15 protein-coding genes are annotated in these 18,283 nt (G+C 68.8%); 4 read left to right on the forward strand and 11 right to left on the reverse strand.

From position 1 onward, the window contains the following. Positions 1–38 precede the first annotated feature (38 nt). The 3 genes from ASE86_RS10120 (at position 39) to ASE86_RS10130 (ending at position 2,332) form a co-directional block, all read left to right on the forward strand. Positions 39–1,055 (forward strand): adenosine deaminase, encoded by a 1,017-nt coding sequence (locus ASE86_RS10120; protein WP_056426992.1) that lies wholly within the window; start codon positions 39–41, stop codon positions 1,053–1,055. Continuing rightward, the gene (locus ASE86_RS10125) at positions 1,052–1,573 is read left to right on the forward strand and encodes a phosphoribosyltransferase (RefSeq protein WP_056425467.1); all 522 of its coding nucleotides are present in this window, start codon (positions 1,052–1,054) and stop codon (positions 1,571–1,573) included. Before ASE86_RS10120 ends, ASE86_RS10125 begins: the two co-directional genes overlap by 4 nt. A gap of 144 nt (positions 1,574–1,717) precedes the next feature. Beyond that, complete coding sequence (locus ASE86_RS10130; RefSeq protein WP_056425469.1) at positions 1,718–2,332, forward strand: CC0125/CC1285 family lipoprotein; 615 nt, start codon at positions 1,718–1,720, stop codon at positions 2,330–2,332. Positions 2,333–2,586: 254 nt separating this feature from the next. Here the strand turns inward: ASE86_RS10130 and secA are convergent, their stop codons facing one another. From secA to ASE86_RS10150, 4 genes are all read right to left on the reverse strand, one after another. Next, positions 2,587–5,346: a preprotein translocase subunit SecA gene (gene secA / locus ASE86_RS10135; protein WP_056425473.1), complete on the reverse strand. Its 2,760-nt coding sequence runs from the start codon at positions 5,344–5,346 to the stop codon at positions 2,587–2,589. 107 nt (positions 5,347–5,453) lie between these two features. Then, the gene (locus ASE86_RS10140; protein WP_056425475.1) at positions 5,454–5,705 is read right to left on the reverse strand and encodes a hypothetical protein; all 252 of its coding nucleotides are present in this window, start codon (positions 5,703–5,705) and stop codon (positions 5,454–5,456) included. 58 nt (positions 5,706–5,763) lie between these two features. Next, positions 5,764–6,138, reverse strand: coding sequence for a type II toxin-antitoxin system VapC family toxin (locus ASE86_RS10145; protein WP_056425478.1), 375 nt, complete (start codon positions 6,136–6,138; stop codon positions 5,764–5,766). After that, the gene (locus tag ASE86_RS10150; protein ID WP_056425481.1) at positions 6,122–6,436 is read right to left on the reverse strand and encodes a type II toxin-antitoxin system Phd/YefM family antitoxin; all 315 of its coding nucleotides are present in this window, start codon (positions 6,434–6,436) and stop codon (positions 6,122–6,124) included. Before ASE86_RS10150 ends, ASE86_RS10145 begins: the two co-directional genes overlap by 17 nt. Positions 6,437–6,486: 50 nt before the next feature. On the opposite strand from ASE86_RS10150, the gene argJ reads away from it, so the two are divergent. After that, complete coding sequence (gene argJ, locus ASE86_RS10155; protein WP_056425484.1) at positions 6,487–7,716, forward strand: bifunctional glutamate N-acetyltransferase/amino-acid acetyltransferase ArgJ; 1,230 nt, start codon at positions 6,487–6,489, stop codon at positions 7,714–7,716. Between the two features lie 9 nt (positions 7,717–7,725). Here the strand turns inward: argJ and ASE86_RS10160 are convergent, their stop codons facing one another. The 7 genes from ASE86_RS10160 to tsaE form a co-directional block, all read right to left on the reverse strand. Next, positions 7,726–9,291, reverse strand: a complete 1,566-nt coding sequence (locus ASE86_RS10160; protein ID WP_156347094.1) for a methyl-accepting chemotaxis protein — start codon at positions 9,289–9,291, stop codon at positions 7,726–7,728. Positions 9,292–9,370: 79 nt separating this feature from the next. Next, positions 9,371–9,694, reverse strand: a complete 324-nt coding sequence (gene trxA / locus ASE86_RS10165; protein WP_056425489.1) for a thioredoxin — start codon at positions 9,692–9,694, stop codon at positions 9,371–9,373. 65 nt (positions 9,695–9,759) lie between these two features. Beyond that, positions 9,760–13,167 carry a double-strand break repair helicase AddA gene (gene addA, locus ASE86_RS10170; protein WP_056425492.1) on the reverse strand — a complete coding sequence of 1,136 codons (3,408 nt, stop codon included), beginning with the start codon at positions 13,165–13,167 and terminating at the stop codon, positions 9,760–9,762. Then, the gene (locus tag ASE86_RS10175; protein ID WP_056425495.1) at positions 13,154–16,078 is read right to left on the reverse strand and encodes a PD-(D/E)XK nuclease family protein; all 2,925 of its coding nucleotides are present in this window, start codon (positions 16,076–16,078) and stop codon (positions 13,154–13,156) included. Before ASE86_RS10175 ends, addA begins: the two co-directional genes overlap by 14 nt. Continuing rightward, complete coding sequence (locus ASE86_RS10180; protein WP_056425498.1) at positions 16,071–16,826, reverse strand: nucleotidyltransferase family protein; 756 nt, start codon at positions 16,824–16,826, stop codon at positions 16,071–16,073. Before ASE86_RS10180 ends, ASE86_RS10175 begins: the two co-directional genes overlap by 8 nt. Beyond that, on the reverse strand, positions 16,823–17,788 hold the full coding sequence (locus ASE86_RS10185; protein ID WP_056425500.1) for an aminoglycoside phosphotransferase family protein: 966 nt from the start codon (positions 17,786–17,788) through the stop codon (positions 16,823–16,825). Before ASE86_RS10185 ends, ASE86_RS10180 begins: the two co-directional genes overlap by 4 nt. Further along, entirely contained in the window at positions 17,785–18,228 is a 444-nt protein-coding gene (gene tsaE / locus ASE86_RS10190) for a tRNA (adenosine(37)-N6)-threonylcarbamoyltransferase complex ATPase subunit type 1 TsaE (RefSeq protein WP_056425503.1), read from the reverse strand. Before tsaE ends, ASE86_RS10185 begins: the two co-directional genes overlap by 4 nt. Positions 18,229–18,283: the final 55 nt, after the last annotated feature.

Consider the following 18,283-nt stretch of genomic DNA (forward strand, 5'->3'; position numbering starts at 1 on the left):
GGTTGCACCCTCGCACGCACGCTGCGATGGTCCCGCCCATGAGCGACATCGACGACTTCATCGCCGGCCTGCCGAAGGCCGAACTTCACCTGCATATCGAAGGCAGCCTCGAGCCTGAACTGATGTTCGCGCTGGCCAGGCGCAACGACGTCGCGATCCCTTACGCGTCTGTCGAAGACGTGCGCGCGGCGTACGACTTCTCCAACCTCCAGGACTTTCTCGACATCTATTACGCCGGCGCCGACGTGCTGCGGACGCGCGCGGACTTCCGCGACCTGGCGGTGGCCTATTTCGACCGGGTCGCGGCGGACGGCGTCGTCCATGCCGAGATCTTCTTCGATCCGCAGACCCACATCGACCGCGGCATCCCGATGGCCGATGTCGTCGACGGGCTGTTCGACGGCATGGCCGATGCGGAGGCACGCCACGGCATCACGTCGAAGCTGATCCTGTGCTTCCTGCGTCACCTGAGCGAGGACGCCGCGTTCGAGACGCTGGCCGCCGCCGAACCGTGGCTCGACCGGATCGCCGGCGTCGGGCTCGATTCGTCGGAAGTCGGCCACCCGCCCGCCAAGTTCGAACGCGTCTTCGCCGCCGCCAGGGCCAAGGGACTGAAGCTCGTCGCCCACGCCGGCGAGGAAGGTCCGCCGGAGTATGTCGCGCAAGCACTCGACCTGCTTCACATCGACCGGCTCGACCACGGCAACCGCAGCCTGGAAGACCCGGCGCTGACCGCGCGGTTGGCGCGTCAGGGCATGACGCTGACCGTCTGCCCCCTGTCGAACGTCAAGCTGTGCAACGTCGCCTCGATCGACGCGCATCCGATCGACCGGATGCTCGAATTGGGTCTTCGCGCCACGGTCAATTCTGACGATCCGGCCTATTTCGGCGGCTACATCGGCGAGAATTTCCGCGCGGCGGCGCAAGGCCGCAAGCTGGACAAGCGCCAGATCGCGACGCTCGCGCGCAACAGCTTCCTCGGTTCGTTTCTCGACGACGCAGCGGTCGCGCGTCACCTCGCGCAGATCGACGCGTATGTGGAGGCGCACGCGTGACCGCGCCGACGCTGACGCCGATCACCCATGACGACTTCCTCCAGTCGGTCGCCGCATTGGTGGACACGCTGCGCGCCGACGACTGGCAGGCGCAGTTGCTGGTCGGCGTCGGACGCGGCGGGCTGGTCCCGGCAGTGTTCCTCAGCCACGCCACCGGGCTGCCGATGGTATCGATCGATTTCTCGACACCGATTCCGGAATTCAACGCCGCACTGATCGCCACGCTCGCCAAGCGCACCCGCGACGGCGAACGGATGGTGTTCGTCGAGGACATCAACGATTCGGGCCGCACCATCGCTGCGATCCGCGAACAGCTTGGCACCGAGGGCGCAGACGCCGCCAACGTGCGCTTCGCGGTGATGGTCGACAATACCGTGTCGGGCCAGCGGATCGACTATAGCTGGCGCCGGATCGACCGCACCGTGACCAAGGACTGGTTCGTCTTCCCGTGGGAAGCCGTCGGGCCGCACGCCGCCATCCTTGACGACGCAGCCGAGGTCCCCGAACGGATCGCCTGACCGCAAATCCCACACGTTCAGCCGCTAGACAGAGAAGCTGGCGTAGCCTTTGCACAGAGGCGTACCGCGCGGAGCCAAAGGCAGGGCGGGACGTTGATGTCAAAAGCGGGTCTTCCGTACGGGAAGCATCCGGTGGAGGTTCCGATGCGTACCAAGACGTTTTTCTCTCGACGACGGGCGATGATGGCGGCGGTGCTAGCTGGTGTGACGACGCTCGCGGCCTGCGCCGGGCCGACTCCCTATCGCCCGGCGACCGGTTACGGCTTCAATCGTACCGGCTATTACGACCAGCAAATCGAGCGCGACCGCTTCCGCGTGTCGTTCGCCGGCAACAGCTATACCTCGCGCGACACGGTCGAGCGGTACCTGTTGTTCCGCGCGGCCGAACTGACATTGCAGTCGGGCAACGACCATTTCATCCTGGCCGATCGCGATACCGACAAGCAGACGCGCACCTACACCACCCCGGGCTTCGGCGGCTTCGGTCCGTATGGCGGCTTCTCGGGCTTCGGTTACTGGGGCCCGTCGTGGCGCTATTACGGCCGCGGCTTCGGCTGGCGTAGCTGGGATCCGTTCTGGGGCGATCCGTTCTGGGATCGCGGCGTCGATGTCCGGACCGTGGAGCGCTACGAAGCGGTCGCGGAGATCATCGTCGGCCGTGGTCCGAAGCCCGCCAACAACGTGCGCGCCTTCGACGCACGCGACGTCGTCGACCGGCTGGGCCCGTCGATCCGCGTGCCGGACGATCAGCGCCGCTGAGCCGGCGCATCGCTGAAACGAAAAGGCCGCGTCCCTGTAGGGCGCGGCCTTTTTTTGTCCCGGTACGGACTCCTTCCCCCCGTTTTTACTGAGCTTGTCGAAGCACCAATCTTCGAGCCGCGAGGGCACCGCCGGCTTATCGTCGTATGGCCCTTGCGACAGGCTCAGGGCGAACGGAGGCTGGTCAGATCATCTGTCCGACCATCCTGTCTGTCCCGAGCGGCGGGGAGGCGGCTTCACGCCTCCCGCGAACCTCAGACCAGCGCGCCGTGGCAATGCTTGTACTTCATCCCCGACCCGCACGGGCACGGTGCGTTGCGGTTGACCACGCCCTGCCAGCTTTCCGGGTCTTCGCCGACCTCGGCGCCGGTCGGCTGCGGGATCGACAGCGGCGGCAGGCCGGCGTCGATCAGCCCGCGCGTGCCCGCGTCCCAGTCCGCCGAATTGTCCTCGCCGGTAAACGGGTCGATATGGCTGGTGATGAAATCGGGCAGGTCGGGCAGCTGCGAGAAGTCGCCGAAATCGTCCATCTGCGGCGCCATGCGGAACTGCGCATAGGCGAGCGTCCGCGTCACATCCTCGCGGATGTTGCCGAGCATCCGCTCGAACATCGCGAACGCTTCCTGCTTGTATTCGTTGATCGGCGTCTTCTGGGCGTAGGCGCGCAGATGGACGACCTGCCGCAGCGCGTCGAGCATCGCGAGATGCTCCTTCCAGTGATGGTCCAGGTTCTGGAGCAGAATCGATTTCTCGATGCCCGTCCAGGTCTCGGTGTCGAGCTCCTTGGCCTTTTCCTCGACCACCGCATCGGCCGCGGCCAGCAGGCGCGCCTCGATCGTCTCGGGCTCGATGCCCTCTTCCTTCGCCCATTCCTCGACCGGCACATTGACGTTCAGCTGTTCGGCAGCCTGGGCCTTCAGCCCCTCGATATTCCACTGTTCGGGATAGGTATCGGGCGGAATCGCGCCACCGACGATGCCGTTGACCGTCGCGACGCGCATGTCGATCACGACGTCGCCGACCGTATCGGCGTCCATGATATCCGCGCGCTGTTCGTAGATGACCTTGCGCTGGTCGTTCATCACGTCGTCATATTCGACGACCTGCTTGCGGATGTCGTAGTTGCGCGCCTCCACCTTCTTCTGCGCGGTCTCGATCGCCTTGGTCAGCCACTTGCTGCCGATCGCCTCGCCGTCGCCGATATTGTTGCGCATCATCTTGGCGAACAGCGTGTCCGGGCCGAAGATACGCAACAGATCGTCATCGAGGCTCAGGTAGAAGCGGCTGAGGCCCGGATCGCCCTGACGCCCCGAACGGCCGCGCAGCTGGTTGTCGATGCGGCGGCTTTCGTGGCGTTCGGTACCCAGCACGAACAGGCCGCCCGCGGCGATCACCTTCTGCCGCTCCGCCTCGACCTCCGCCTCGATCCTGGCGATGCCGGCGTCGCGCTCCGGCCCCTCGGGTACATCGCGCAGCTCGTCCTCGATGCGGAATTCGGCATTGCCGCCCAGCTTGATGTCGGTGCCGCGGCCGGCCATGTTGGTCGACACGGTGACGGCGCCCAGACGGCCCGCCTGCGCGACGATGTGCGCTTCGCTCTCGTGGAAGCGGGCATTCAGCACTTCATGCTTGACGCCTTCCTGGTTCAGGAATTCGCTCAGCAGCTCCGACTTCTCGATCGACACGGTGCCGACCAGCACGGGCTGGCCCTTCGAGGCATGTTCGCCGATCCGCTTGGCGATCGCGCGGAACTTGTCCTGCGTGTCCTTGTAGAATTCGTCTTCCTCGTCGACGCGCAGCACGGGCACGTTGGTCGGGATCGACACGACGTTCATCTTGTAGATGTCGAAGAACTCGGGCGCCTCGGTCGCCGCGGTGCCGGTCATGCCCGACAGCTTCGGGTACATCCGGAAATAATTCTGGAAGGTAATCGACGCGAGTGTCTGGTTCTCGGGCTCGATCTGGACGTTTTCCTTCGCCTCCACCGCCTGGTGCAGGCCGTCCGACCAGCGACGCCCATCCATCATTCGCCCGGTGAATTCATCGATGATGATGACCTTGCCGTCCTTCACGATGTAGTCGGTGTCGCGTTTGAACATCTTGTTCGCGCGCAACGCCTGGTTCGTGTGGTGGACGACCTGGGTGTTCTCGAAATCGTAGAGGTTGGCGCCCTGGAGCAGCCCCGCCGTCTCCAGCATCCGCTCGACACGCTCGGTGCCGTCCTCGGTCAGGATGATCGACTTCTGCTTCTCGTCCTTCTCGTAATCGTCCTCGCCGAGCTGCTTCACGACCGCATCGACCTGGATGTAGAGTTCCGACTTGTCGTCGGTCGGGCCCGAGATGATCAGCGGCGTGCGCGCCTCGTCGATAAGGATCGAATCGACCTCGTCGACGATGGCGTAGGCGAACGGACGCTGGACCATCGACGCGCGATCGTACTTCATGTTGTCGCGCAGGTAATCGAAGCCGAATTCGTTGTTCGTGCCGTAGGTGATGTCGGCATGATAGGCCGCGCGCCGCTCGTGATCGGCCAGGTTCGGCACGATGACGCCGGTCGTCAGCCCCAGGAAGCCGTACAGCTTGCCCATCTGTTCGGCATCGCGACGCGCAAGATAGTCGTTGACCGTGACGACGTGCACGCCCTCACCCGGCAGAGCGTTCAGATAGACCGCCAGCGTCGCGACCAGCGTCTTGCCCTCGCCCGTCTTCATCTCGGCGATCTCGCCGCGGTGAAGCACGATGCCGCCGACCATCTGCACGTCGAAATGCCGCATCCCGAGCGTCCGGACCGATGCCTCGCGAACGGTCGCGAACGCTTCGGGAATCAGCGCGTCAAGCTTCTCGCCGGCCGCCAGCCGCTCGCGGAAGCGCGCGGTCTGCTGCGACAGGTCGTCATCCGACATCGCCTGCATCTGCGGTTCGAGTGCGGCGATCTTGTCGGTGATCGACTTCAGCGATTTGACGTAACGGTCGTTCGACGACCCGAAAAGCGACTTGGCAAGTCCGCCGAGCATAGAGTTATCCTTGGAAATAAGATGCGCGGCCACGCGTCGGGGCCGCTGAAACTGACGATAGGTGAGAAGTCGCGGCGGCTGCCGAGGCGTGCCGCCAACGGCGCGCGTTATTCGCGCCGACGCTCCGGCGCGACCGGACGCAGCGCGTCGAGGGCACGTGTGAGATCGAGGATCAGCGGCGCAGGCGCGACATACCCATCGGGCCGCGGCGCTACCGACCGCGCGATCGCCGGCGAAACCACCTGTGCCGCGGCAATGACTCGGCTCGCCTCGACCCCCGTATGCGCACGCGCATCGACCGCCCGACCGACACCGGTCAGCGCCGACAACATGGCAGTCAGGAGGAGGAACAGGTTCAAGCGGCGTATCCTTGCGCACGCGACATAGGTTCGTGGCGCGGGCGCGTCCACTCCTTCGTCACCAGAGCGTCCGAATTGGATAACCCTGAACGGTGGCATCGGCCGTCAGGAGTGTCAGATCGGCGTGCAAAGTATGCGCGATCAACATGCGGTCGGTAGGATCGCCGTGCAGGTTCGGCAAGCTGTCGGCGAGCATCCAGAGGTCGCCCGGCACGTCCAGGATCGTCAGCGATAATAATTCGGCCACCACCGCAAAACGCGCGAGGACCGGCAGCCGGCCTCGCGCCTTGAGGTCGGCGAATTCCCACGCGGTCACGCCACTGACAAGCAGCCGGTTCGCGGGATCGACGATGGCGCCATGCGCCCGCGAGCTGAGCCGGCGACTTCCCTCGACCGCCCAGATAAGCGCGTGGGTATCAATCAGCAGGTCCAAATTTCCTCCGGAACCGCTCATCGGGATCACCATGATCCGCTTTCAAAGCTGCGATGCTGGTGTCGAAGCCAACGAAGGCATCGCGCCACATGCCCATCGCCGATCGACGCTTTTCGGCGATCTGCTCGAGATCGGCGACCGCATCGACCACGGGGACCAAGCGCACCTGCGGTTCGCCCGCCTTCGACAGGATAACCGTCTCACCGCGCATGGCTGCCGCAACCAGCGAAGAAAGCTTCGACTTTGCTTCGCCAATGTTCACATGGATGGCTTCGCCGATGTTCACATGGATGCCCATATCCCGAAATTAGGTTGGCCAAGCAGCTTGGTCAAGCTAAGTGACCGACCATGTCCGACACCCGCTCCCCCCTCGCCCCCGCGACCCTGCCCGACCTGCCCGAAATCGCTGGCGTCGTCCGCCGCGTGGCGCGGGCGCGGTACAAGGCGTGGGATCGCTGCGACCTGACCTATGTCGAGCTCGCCCCCGGCACGGCGGTGGCCGGCGTCACGACGCAGAGCAAATGCCCCTCGCCCGAAGTGGAGTGGTGCCGCCGCGCGCTGGTGCTGGGGCGCGCACGGGCGCTGATAGTCAACGCGGGCAATTCCAACGCCTTCACCGGCAACCGCGGGCGCGAAGCCGTCGAGGCCATCGCGGCACGGACCGCTGCACACCTCGAGTGCGACCCGTCCGACGTGTTCGTCGCCTCCACCGGCGTGATCGGTGTGCCGTTGCCGATCGACAAGGCCGTGGCCGGGCTCGACGCCGCCTATGTCGCCGAGCCGTGCAGCTGGGTCGCCGCGGCCGAGACGATCATGACCACCGACACCTTCGCGAAGGTCGCGACGACCTCCGCGATCGTCGACGGGCGTCGGGTCGAACTGGTCGGCATCGTCAAGGGATCGGGGATGATCGCGCCGGACATGGCGACGATGCTCGGCTTCGTCTTCACCGATGCCGCGGTCACGCCCGAATTCCTGCAATCCGCGCTGTCGGCGGCAAACAGCAAGACCTTTTCCTGCATCACGGTCGACAGCGACACGTCGACCAGCGACACGGTGCTCGCGTTCGCGACCGGCCAAGCCGGCAATTCGCCGATCGACGGCGAGGACAGCGACGGGGCCGACGCCTTCGTCGCGGCGCTCGCGGATCTGTGCATGCAGCTCGCCCATCTGGTCGTCCGCGACGGCGAAGGCGCGCAGAAGCTGATCGAAATCACGGTCGAGGGAGCCGAAAGCGACCGGTCCGCCCACCGTATCGCCATGAGCATCGCCAACTCGCCGCTGGTGAAAACAGCGATCGCCGGCCAGGATGCCAACTGGGGCCGCGTCGTGATGGCGGTCGGCAAGGCAGGCGAGCCGGCCGAGCGCGACAGGCTCGCGATCCGCTTCGGCGCGACGCAGGTCGCCGAGGGCGGTCTGGCCGTCACCGGCTATGACGAGGCGCCGGTCGCCGAGCATCTGAAGGGCCGCGAGATCGAGATCGGCGTGGACCTGAGCCTGGGCGAGGGCCGCGCGACCGTGTGGACCTGCGACCTGACGCACGGCTACATCAGCATCAACGCCGATTATCGAAGCTGACCGTCGCCGTCAGGCCGCGCGAAGGTCGGCGACGAACGACTGCGCGGCCGCCGCCAGCGCCTCCACCTGCCGGGCGACGGCCGTGCTGGAGGAGGCGACGCCGCCGGTCAGCGTTCGGGTTTCCTCCGACGCCTCGATCGAGCGTTCCACGCCGCCGCGCAAATCCGCCGCGATCGTCGCCGCGCGCCGGGCGTCGCCGACGAACGCACCGGTCACCCGGCCCTGGTCGAGCGTCACTTCGGCGATTTCGTCCGCCAGCGTCGAGATGGTCGCGAGCTTGGCGAGGATCGCATCGATCACCTGCGCGACCCGGGCGACCTGCATCTGCATACCGTTGATCTGACCGGCGATGTCCGCGGTCGCCCGCTGGGTCTGGGTCGCAAGCGACTTCACTTCGGTCGCAACGACGGCAAAGCCGCGCCCCGCCTCCCCGGCTCGCGCCGCTTCGATCGTCGCATTGAGCGCCAGCAGGTTCGTCTGCCCCGCGATCTGCGCGATCGTGGCGACGATGGCGCCGATTTCCTGCGCGGAATCGACGAGTTCGCCGATCACCCGTTCGCCCTCGCGCGAATTGGCCGCCGCGACGCCGGTCAGCGATGCCTGGTCGGTCACCCGGCGGGCGATCGCAGCATGCGCCTCGGCCAGGGCTTCCGCCGTGGAGCGCATCGTGTCGGCGGCCTCGTCGGTGCTGCGCGTCGCTGCCGCGATCAGCCCGGCCTCGCGCGTCTGGCGATCGCCGATGTCGACGAGCGTATCGGCCGCGCCGCGCGCTTCCTGTGCGGTCGACGCCAGTGCCGCGAGCGCGCGACCGACACTGTGTTCGAACCGTTCGGCCAGCACGGTCATCTCGGCATGGCGGCCGGCGATCACGCGTTCCCGCTCGCGGGTCTCGGCACGCGACTCGGCAAGCGCCGCGCGCTCACGCTCGGTCCGCGCAAACGCCTCTGCTTGCGCCTGCGCCGCGGCCGCGGCGGTCAATTCCGCGGACGCCTGGTAATTGTCGACGAACAAGCTTGCCTGCGTCAGGATCGAGCGGGCGAGCAACAGGACGAACACGCCCAGCACCACGAAGACCGAAAGCGGGATACCCACGATCAGGATCGTGATCGTGGCACCGATCAGCGATCCGGCGAGAAATGCCAGGCTGGCAAGCGGCACCGCGGCAACGCCCAAGGCGCCGACCGACATCACGCCGACCAGCACGCAGGCGACGAGCAACCGCTCGGCCGGACCGGCCACGGCCATCAGCATGGCCAATAGGACGCCCCAGGCGATCGCGCTGATGAACGAAATCCGGGCAACGGACAGGATCGCGGCTCTAGGCCGATCGAACGTCCAGCCCAGGCGATGGTCCTTCCACCACTGCGCCAGGGACAGAAGGGAGACGATGGTGAGCAGCGCGGCGGCCGCGAGCACGCTGAAGGCGCGCGGCGCGGTCCAGATGACGGTCGCGGTCGCCACGATCGTCGCGGCGAACGTGCCCGGATATCCCGACCGCGCGGCCCGCACCTGTGCATCGACAAGGGCCGCGGGCAGGGCGTCGTCGCCTGACCCGAGCCCCACGATCCGAACCAAAGACTGCCATTTCGCGCGCAAGACGATCCCTCCGGGAACCGCCTTATCGCGCTTGGCCTAATCCTGCGTTAACGACGTTTCAGGCCAACTCGCCTTCTAGCCATGCCTTGATCCTGCCCTTCGGTTCGGCGCCGACCTTCGTCGCGGCGGGGGCCCCGCCCTTAAACAGGATCATCGTCGGGATGCCGCGCACGCCGTATCGGCCGGGGGCATCGGGATTGTCGTCGATGTTCAGCTTGGCGATGGTCACCTGCTCGCCCAGTTCGTCGCTGATCTCTTCCAGCGACGGCCCGATCATCTTGCAGGGTCCGCACCATTCCGCCCAGAAATCGACCAGCACCGGCTTGTCTGCATTGATGACGTCGTCGTGAAAGCTCGCGTCGGTGATCTGCTTGGTGGCCATGCGCCTGTCTCCTTGAGTTGGCTGCTATCTAGGATGCGGTCGTCAGCGGCTCAAGCGCATGGGCGCTAGCTTTGCTCCGTCGCGGCCAAGCGCGGCTTGTGCGGATCGAGCAGCGCATCCGGCAGGTCGAACAACCGCGGCCCGGCGGTGTAGAGCAGCGCCGCCTCTACCGATCGGCCCGGAAAGACCACCCTGAGCGCCGCGACATAGGCGGCCATCTGGCGCAGGTGATAGGTCGGGATGTCGTCGATCGCGGCGGGCACACGGCGACCCGTCTTGAAGTCGATGACGCGCACCCGATCCGCCGTCACCACCAGCCGGTCGACCGTACCGGCGATCACCGCACCGCCGACGGTCGCGGCGATCGGCGCCTCCGCCAGCGCGGCGGGTCCGAACATCTCGGCGTGCGCCGGGTCGTCGAGGATGGCGCAGGCCGCCGCCGCGATCTCCGCGCGCAGGCCTGGGTCGGCGACCCCGCCGGACACTTCCAGCCAGCGCAGCGCCGCCGGGTGGCGACGCGCCGGATCGATCGCAGGCAGCCGTTCGAACAGCGCGTGGAGCAAACGCCCGCGCTCGGCCGCGGCGCGCATCGCGGCGGTCGGGGGCGGATCGGCCACCTCGTCCTCGCCGATCGCGGACGGGGCCAGCGGCCGCGGGGGTCGGGCTTCCTCCGGGGCGGGTCGGCGCGCCCAGTCGGGCAGGACCACCGGCTCGACGCGAACCGCCGTCTCGACCTTCGCCGCGACGGGACTCGCCGGCGTCAGCCCGATGAAGGCCCGCTCCGCACCCGCCTCCGCGGCCGGCACGCCGAGCGCGTCGAGCGCCACGACGGAGGCCGCATACCAGCTATTCGGCGACAGCGGTCGGCTGCCGAGCGCGCCGGCGACGACCAACCGCTCCTCCGCCCGCGTCGCCGCGACGTAGAACAGCCGCCAATGTTCCTCCAGTTCGCGCGCATCGACGGCAGCAAGGACGGGATCGAGCGGCGAGCCGACCCGCTCCGCTGCACGCGGGCGAAACACGGGCAGTTCGACGCCGTCGACCGGCCACTTCACGATATCGCGCCGCGCATTCGCGGGATCGGCGGTCGCATCGGCCAGGATGACCAGCGGTGCCTGCAGGCCCTTGGCCCCATGCGCGGTCATCACCCGGACGGCGTCGAGGGGCGCGGACGGGTCGCGGACGATCTCGACATCGCCACGATCGAACCAATCGAGGAAGCGTTGCAGCGACGGCGTCGATGTCGCTTCGAAATTGAGCGCGGCGCCCAACAGTTCCTCGATCGGGTCGCGCGCCTCCTCGCCCAGCCGCTCGATCAGCTTGCGGCGCCCGTCCATCGCGCCGGACAGCATGTCCTCAAGGAAGCGATAGGGCGTTGTGAAATCGGCGCGGGCGAGCAGGCCGCGGAGCGGGGCCAGCCGCGCCTCGTCCTGCGTATCGCGCAGGTGCCGCCACAGGCTCCGCCGCCCCTCGCGCATCGCCGCGGCCATCAGCTCGTCCTGGCTCCAGCCGATCAGCGGCGACACCAGCAGCGAGGCGAGCGTCAGGTCGTCGTCGGGCTGGAGCACGAAGCGGACTGCGGCGAGCAGATCCTGCACGGCCAGCGGCGCGTTCAGCCGCAGCCGGTCGACGCCGGCCACCGGCACGCCCTCGGCATACAGCCGTGCGACGATTAGGGAGGCGAGTTCACCGCGGCGCTTGACCAGCACCATGATGTCCTCCGGCCGCAGCGTGCGCCCCTTGCTGTCGAGCCGCAGCGTGCCGATCCAGCCCTTGATCGCCTTTGCGATCCGCCCGGCAAGCGCACGGGTGGCGTCGTCGATCCAGCCTTCCTCGCCCGCCTCGTCGCCCTCGGACGCGCCGGCGGTGACGAGCGGCCACAGCGTGACGGTGCCGGGGCCGGGCACTTCGCTGTCGTGGGTGTCGGTCGGCGTGCCGAGCGCGGGCGGCGGCAGCGCGTCGATCGCGGCATCGACGAATTCCAGCACCGGGCGGGTCGAGCGGAAGCTGGCGGTCAAGGCCAGCGTGCCGAGCCGCGGGGCCACGTCGCCGAACGCATCCTCGGCGACGCTTGCGCTCGTGAAATGCCGGTGGGCGGCTTCGAAATACAGCGGGCTGGTGCCCTGGAAGCCGAAGATCGCCTGTTTGTAATCGCCGACCGTGAACAGCGTGCGCGCGCGGTCGGCATGGGCGCCTTCGCCGGCAAAGAACTCGTCGGCGATGGCCCGGACGATCGCCCATTGCTGCGGATTGGTGTCCTGCGCCTCGTCGATCAGGATATGGTCGGTCGCCTGGTCGAGCTTGTAGCGCACCCAGTCACCCATGCCCGGTTGCGCCAGCAGGTCCACCGTCGCGCGGATCAGGTCGTCGAAATCGACCGCGCCCAGCCGACGCTTGGCGGCGCGGTAGCTGCGGGCGTAGGCCCGACCGGCGTCGAACGCGCCGGCCAGCAGATCAGCATAGCCCGCGCGCGCGATCAGGGCGAGCAACTCGGTGCATTCGGCCGCGACCTCGGCGGCGCGCTCCGCGTAATCCGGCAGCAGCGCGACGAGCTTCGCGGATGCCTTGCGTGGTTCGCCCTTGCCGGTCAGGAAGATGCCCGACACCGCCGCCAGTCGGTGCACGCGGGTTTCGGGCGATGCGGCCAGCCATGCCTCGCCAATCGCGGCGTGGTCGTTGCCCGTCGCCGTGCCCCACTGGCGGTTGGCATCGATCAGCGTGCGCAAGCCGGCGCAGTCGAACAGCCCATCCGAACACCGCTCGGCGACATGCGCGGCGATATCCTCCGCGGGCAGGTCCAGTGCCCGGCGGAGCCACGGTGCGATCCCGCTCGGCAGTGCCTCCATCGCATCCGGCGCGCGCGCGCAGGCAAGCAGGAACGCCTCCGCCCCGCCCTCGCCCAACCGCAGGCTCAGCGCGCCGATCGCATCGACCAGCGTGCGGCGCCCGGCCGCTTCCTCCTCGACCAGCAGGTCCGCCAGCGCCTCCCGCGCAAGCCCCGCTTCCTCGCGCGCGTCCAGCGGACGGAAGCCGGGCACCAGCCCCGCCTCGACCGGAAAACCGGCGAGCAGGCTCTGGCAGAAACTGTGGATCGTCTGGATGCGCAGGCCGCCGCCCGGCGCATCGAGCACCTTGGCGAACAGGGTCCGCGCGCGGCGGCGCTGTTCGGGGCCGTACGCCTCGCCCAGCGCGCGCAGGTCTGCCGACAGCGCCTCGTCGCTCGCGCGCACCCAGCGCGCCAGCGTCGTATTGACGCGCCCGGCCATCTCGGCGGCGCCCGCCTTGGTAAAGGTCAGGCAGAGGATGCAGCCGGGCTCGACGCCGCGCAGCAGCAGGCGATAGACGCGCGCCGCCAGCACCTGCGTCTTGCCCGTGCCCGCCGACGCCGACAGCCAGACGCTGCGCGCCGGATCGCTCGCCGCGCCCTGCTGGTCCTTCAGCGGCGGGAGGAAGTTCGGCCTAGTCCCGGCCATACCACTCGTCCCGGCGCATCAGCTGGTCATATTCGGCATAGGGCGCGAATTCGGGGACCAGCTTGGCTGTGAAGGCTTCGGTTCCGGTCAGCCACTTCGCCGCGGCATCCTGAAAACTGCGTTCGGCCAGCGGCACGAACTCCCCGGTCACGATCCGCCCGTATTTGCCGTTCGCATCGACCGGGGTTGCGACATAGCCGAAGCCGTCCTTGCCCTTGCCCAGCGACCAATATTCGAACGCTTGGGCATTGCCGCGCACGCCCTCGAACCCGCCGCGCTCGGCGATCAGCCCGAGCAGGCCCAGTTGCAGGCTGAAGCCCGCCTTCACCGCCGCAGTCGAAGGTGGCTTGCCGGTCTTGTAGTCGACGATGCCGATGCCGCCGCCGGACAGTCGGTCGACGCGGTCGAAGATGCCGTAGAGCGTGACGCCGGCGATCGGGATCTCGCCCTTCTTCTCCACCGCCAGCACCGCGCGGCCCTCGCCCCGCATCGCGGTCATCTGCGCGCCGATCCAGTCGATCGCCTCCATCAGCCGCGGCTGCCACAGCGCGCGCAGCATCGGGTGAGCGTCGGCGAGCCACCCTTCTGCCCGCGCGCGCAGGCGAGCGGCGTCCAGGCCATCCTCCTCCCACGCCTGGCGCAGGATCGCATGGACCTCGGTCCCGCGCCACGCCGCGCCGGGATCGGCATCGACCGGATCGAGCGGCCGCAGCTTCAGGATCTGCTTGGCGTAGAAGGCATAGGGGTCCGCCTTTAACCGATCGACATCGGTGACCGCGATTCGGCTCGGGCGGCGATCGATCGGCGGCACCGGCTGCGGGCGGTCGGCGGGGCGGTGCGCCGGCGGGTGGTCGACCCCCCGCGCCCAATCGAGCAGATGGTCGGCGCGTGCCCAGCCCTCACCCGCCAACGCCTGCAACCGCAGCCAGAAACGCGACGCGATGGTCGGCGACCGGGCGTCACGACGCGCGCGGGTCAGCAGCACCTCCGGCGCGCCGAGCCCGCCGGCCAGATCGTGCGCGGCCAACCCGATGCGCCACTCCAGCCCCGGCAGCCCCAACTCGGCGCGGATGCGCGGCGCGAGCCACGGGTCGGGCGACGGCAGGCCGGGCCACACGCCCTCGTTCAGCCCGGCCAGCACCATGACGTCGGCGGCCTGCAATTGCGCCTCGACCAGCCCGTAGATGGCGAGGCGCGGATGGCTGCCGCGCGCCGGGCGGACCGCGACCTCGTCCATCAGCGTTCGCAACAATGCGGGCAGCGTGCCCGGTGCGACCGTCGCCGGTCCGTCGGGCGCGCGCTCCTCCAGCTCGGCCAGCAACTCCGCCGCTGCGCGCCCGTCGATCCGCGACCAGAGCGCGTCACCGCACAGCCGCGTCGCCGCTTCGCGCAGACAGGCGAGCGCGTCGCCCAGCGTCGGTCCCTCGGCCAGCATCCGCCCGACCGGCGCCAGCCGTTCGCAGATCGCCGGCCAGCGCTCGGCGGCCAGTCCGCCGGCATTCGCAAAATGCCGGGTCAGCCCCTCCAGCCCGGCCGGCGGGCGCGGGCCCCTCAGCGCAAGATCGAGCGCGCGAACCCCCTCCAGCCAAACCGGGCGATCCTCGCCGGCGCTGACCAGCGGATGCTTCAGCAACGTCAGCAACGGCAGCGGCGCGAAGTCGCCCGTCGCGGCTTCCGCCAGCGCCAGCAGCAGCGCACCCGGCGGGGTCTGCGACAGAGGGCGGCCTGCCGAATCATCGATCGCCACGCCCCAGCGCGCCAGATGCGCGACGACGCGACCCGCCAGTGCGCGGTCGGGCGTCACCAGCGCGCCGGTGCGCCCCGGCGTTTCGAGAACCTCGCGGAGCGCCAGCGCGATCGCCTGCGCTTCTTCGGCGGGCGTCGCCGCCTCGATCGCCGACACGCCGCTCAGGTTGCGCTGGCCCGGCTTCAGCGCCGACCATTCGTGCGTGAATTCGGCCGGCGACAGCGCCGTCGCGATCATCCGTCCCCGCGCAGGCGGAGCATCGACCTCTGATTCCGCGCGCCACGTCCGCATCTCGCCGCGCGCGACGCCCATCCGCCACAACAGCGTCTTCAGGTGATATTGCGGATGCGTCTCCTCGCCGCGCGGCTGTCGACCGGTGACGGGGTCGCGCTCGAACGGCCCCAGCGCATCCCATTCCGCATCGTCCATCGCCAGGTCGACGCCGGGCAACACGACCATGCCGTGCGGCAGTTCGGACACGGTGCGCAGCAGCCGCGCGACGGCCGGCGCGACCGAGGTAACGCCCGCCGCGCAGACGAAGCCGGCCGGCGGCCGAGCCGCCCAAGCGGCGGCGGTGCGATCGAGCAGCCGGCTGCGCCGCTCGGCAAGCTCGATCCGGCCGAGCTTCGCCAGTTCGGCGGGCCAGCGATCGAGGACCAGGGTGAAGCTGGACAACGCCCGCGCCCAATGTTCGGACAGGCCGTCCGTCAGCACGATGTCGCGCAGCCGTGCCGGCGGGATTTCCTCGACCAGCAACTGGTCGAGCGTGCGGCCGAGGTCGCCGGCCAGTCGCACCGCCTCTGCCGCATCGAGCGCGGGATCGGCCTGCTGCACCAGCCGCGCCAGGATCAGCCGGCGCCGCAGCGGCTCGACCGCGGCGGGCACGGGATCGGCGGAATCGAGGTCGAACATCGCGCCGACCGCTTCCTCCAGATCGACATCGCCCACCGCGACGATCCGCGGCAGCAGCAACGCGCCGCCGCTCGCGCGGACGAACGCGTCGTTGATCGCCCGGCGCGCGCGGTTGGTCGGCACGATGACGATGCCGCGCGCCAGCCCCATGTCGCCGTCCGAATATCGCGCGATCAGGCCGGCGGCGAGCGCGTCGGCGAACGCCCGGTGCCGGGGAATCGCGTACAGCCCCGGTCGGCGCCGATCAGCCATCGGCCAGGATCGCCTCCGCTGCGGGAATAGCCGGTGGCGAGCCGACATCGAACCACAGGCCCTGGTGCACCAGCCCCCAGGCGCGGCCCGCTTCGATCGCGCGTTCCCAGAACAGCATCGTGGAGAACGGTCCCTCGGGCGCGTCGACCAGCACGCGCGGGTGCAGCACCTGGATGCCGGTATAGACGAACGGCGCCAGCCTGCCCTCCTCGCGCCGGCCGACGATGCGGCCGAACGGGTCGAGGTGGAAGTCGCCCTTGCCGCGGTGGCTGTGCGCGCGGGCGAGCGGCACCATCAGCAGTAGCGCGTCCATCCGCGCGTCGTCCCATGCCGCCGCCAGCGCGCGGAGTGCATCGGTCGGGCCATCGATCCAGAGGTTGTCGCTGTTGATGCAGAGAAACGGCGCGTCGCCCAGCAGGTCGCGCGCCTGGATCAGGCCGCCGCCGGTTTCCATCAACTGCGCGCGTTCGTCGGACACGACGATCTCGATATCCTTCACCCGCGCGCGCAGATGCGCCTCCAGCGCGTCGGCCATGTAATGGACGTTGACGACCGCGCGCGGCACGCCGGCCGAGCGCAGCCGGTCGAAGACATGGTCGATCAGCGGCTTGCCGGCGACCTCGACCAGCGGCTTGGGCCGCGTCGCGGTCAGCGGGCGCATCCGCTTGCCGAGGCCCGCCGCCATTACCATCGCGGTCTGCGGCACCTGCGCGCCGGGATCGGGGCGGATCGCCAGGGTGCGGGTCATGCCCCGGCGATCACCATCGGGTCGCCGCGTAGCTCCATCGGCAGATTGGCATCGAACCACGCCTTCACCGGCGCCACCGCGGGATGCGCCAGGTCGCGATTGAGATACGTCCACACCCGCGGGCACAGCCCGGGATAGCGCGGCTTGCCGTCGCGCTGCCACAGGCGGGTGAAGATGCCGACGATCTTCGCGTTCCGCTGCGCGCCGAGGATATGGTACGCGGTCGCGAACGCTTCGCCCGCGCCGGTGATGCGCAGATACCGGTCGAGCATCGCCGCCTCGAGGTCCGGATGCACGTCCCGCCGCGCGTCCTGCAACAGCGACACCAGGTCATAGGCCGGGTGCCCGGCCAGCGCATCCTGGAAATCGAGCAGGCCGAGGCCACGGTCGATCAGCATCAGGTTCTCGGCATGATAATCGCGCAGCACGGTGACCGGGATTGCGGCGATCGCTTGCGCGAACACGGCATCCCAAGCGGCGCGATAGCCATCGGCGTCGACCTCGGCACCGATCGCCGGGCAATACCATTCTGTCAGCAAAGTGGCTTCGCGATGGAGCTGTTCGGCGTCGTAGGGATCGACATCGGCGGCAGGAAAGTCGCGCAGACGGATCAGGACATCGACCGCCTCTTCGTAGAGCCGCAGCTCACTTTCCGGCGCGGCATCAGCCGTTTCGCGAAAGCGGGCGTCGCCGAAGTCTTCCAGCAACACCAGCCCATGCGTCAGGTCGCTGCCCAGAATCTGCGGCGCGCCGAAGCCGTTCGCGGTCAACCACTGCGCGACTGTGATGAAGGGGCGCGGATCCTCGTGCGGCGGCGGCGCGTCCATCAGGATGGCGGAACGATCATGCCCGACCGCGCGGAAATATCGGCGGAACGACGCATCGCCGGCCAGCGGCACGACTTCGGCGTCTTCCCATCCAAGTTTCTTCAAGAAATCTGCCGCCATCGCGGGCGGGTTCATATCCGGGACCATCGATCCTCCCAGCCCGGCGGCACCTGCGCTGTCAAGACACGACCGCCGCCGTCCGCGACCGACAGCGTCAGGCGCAGGGCGTCCGGCCACGCATCCGGTCCGGCGTGCTCGGCCCATTCGACGAGCAGCAACGAGGTCCAGCGCGAGTCGTCGAGGCCGAGCTCGTCCAGGTCGGCCGGGTCGTCGATCCGGTACAGGTCGACGTGCAGTACGGGCAGCCGGACCTCGGGCGGGTCATAGGGCTGGACGATCGCGTAGCTCGGCGACGGCGCTTCGCCGGGCAGGCCGAGCGCCGAGAGCAGCCCGCGGGCGATGCTGGTCTTGCCGGCACCGAGGGCCCCGGAGAGCGTGATGACGTCGCCGACCTGGACTAGCGAGGCGAGACGGCGTCCGAAGGCGTCGGTGGATTGGGCGGTAGGGAGCAGCACCTAAAATCCTCCCCGGCACGGGGAGGGGGACCGCCGCGAAGCGGTGGTGGAGGGG

Source organism: Sphingomonas sp. Leaf33 (assembly GCF_001421785.1).
GTDB lineage: Bacteria > Pseudomonadota > Alphaproteobacteria > Sphingomonadales > Sphingomonadaceae > Sphingomonas.

Bases quoted from the DNA above. Each gene is read 5' to 3' on its own strand.
- ASE86_RS10120 (WP_056426992.1), top strand. From the start codon at position 39: ATGAGCGACATCGACGACTTCATCGCCGGCCTGCCGAAGGCCGAACTT.
- ASE86_RS10130 (WP_056425469.1), top strand. From the start codon at position 1,718: ATGCGTACCAAGACGTTTTTCTCTCGACGACGGGCGATGATGGCGGCG.
- secA (WP_056425473.1), bottom strand. From the start codon at position 5,346: ATGCTCGGCGGACTTGCCAAGTCGCTTTTCGGGTCGTCGAACGACCGT.
- ASE86_RS10150 (WP_056425481.1), bottom strand. From the start codon at position 6,436: ATGGGCATCCATGTGAACATCGGCGAAGCCATCCATGTGAACATTGGC.
- argJ (WP_056425484.1), top strand. From the start codon at position 6,487: ATGTCCGACACCCGCTCCCCCCTCGCCCCCGCGACCCTGCCCGACCTG.
- trxA (WP_056425489.1), bottom strand. From the start codon at position 9,694: ATGGCCACCAAGCAGATCACCGACGCGAGCTTTCACGACGACGTCATC.
- addA (WP_056425492.1), bottom strand. From the start codon at position 13,167: ATGGCCGGGACTAGGCCGAACTTCCTCCCGCCGCTGAAGGACCAGCAG.
- ASE86_RS10175 (WP_056425495.1), bottom strand. From the start codon at position 16,078: ATGGCTGATCGGCGCCGACCGGGGCTGTACGCGATTCCCCGGCACCGG.
- ASE86_RS10180 (WP_056425498.1), bottom strand. From the start codon at position 16,826: ATGACCCGCACCCTGGCGATCCGCCCCGATCCCGGCGCGCAGGTGCCG.
- ASE86_RS10185 (WP_056425500.1), bottom strand. From the start codon at position 17,788: ATGAACCCGCCCGCGATGGCGGCAGATTTCTTGAAGAAACTTGGATGG.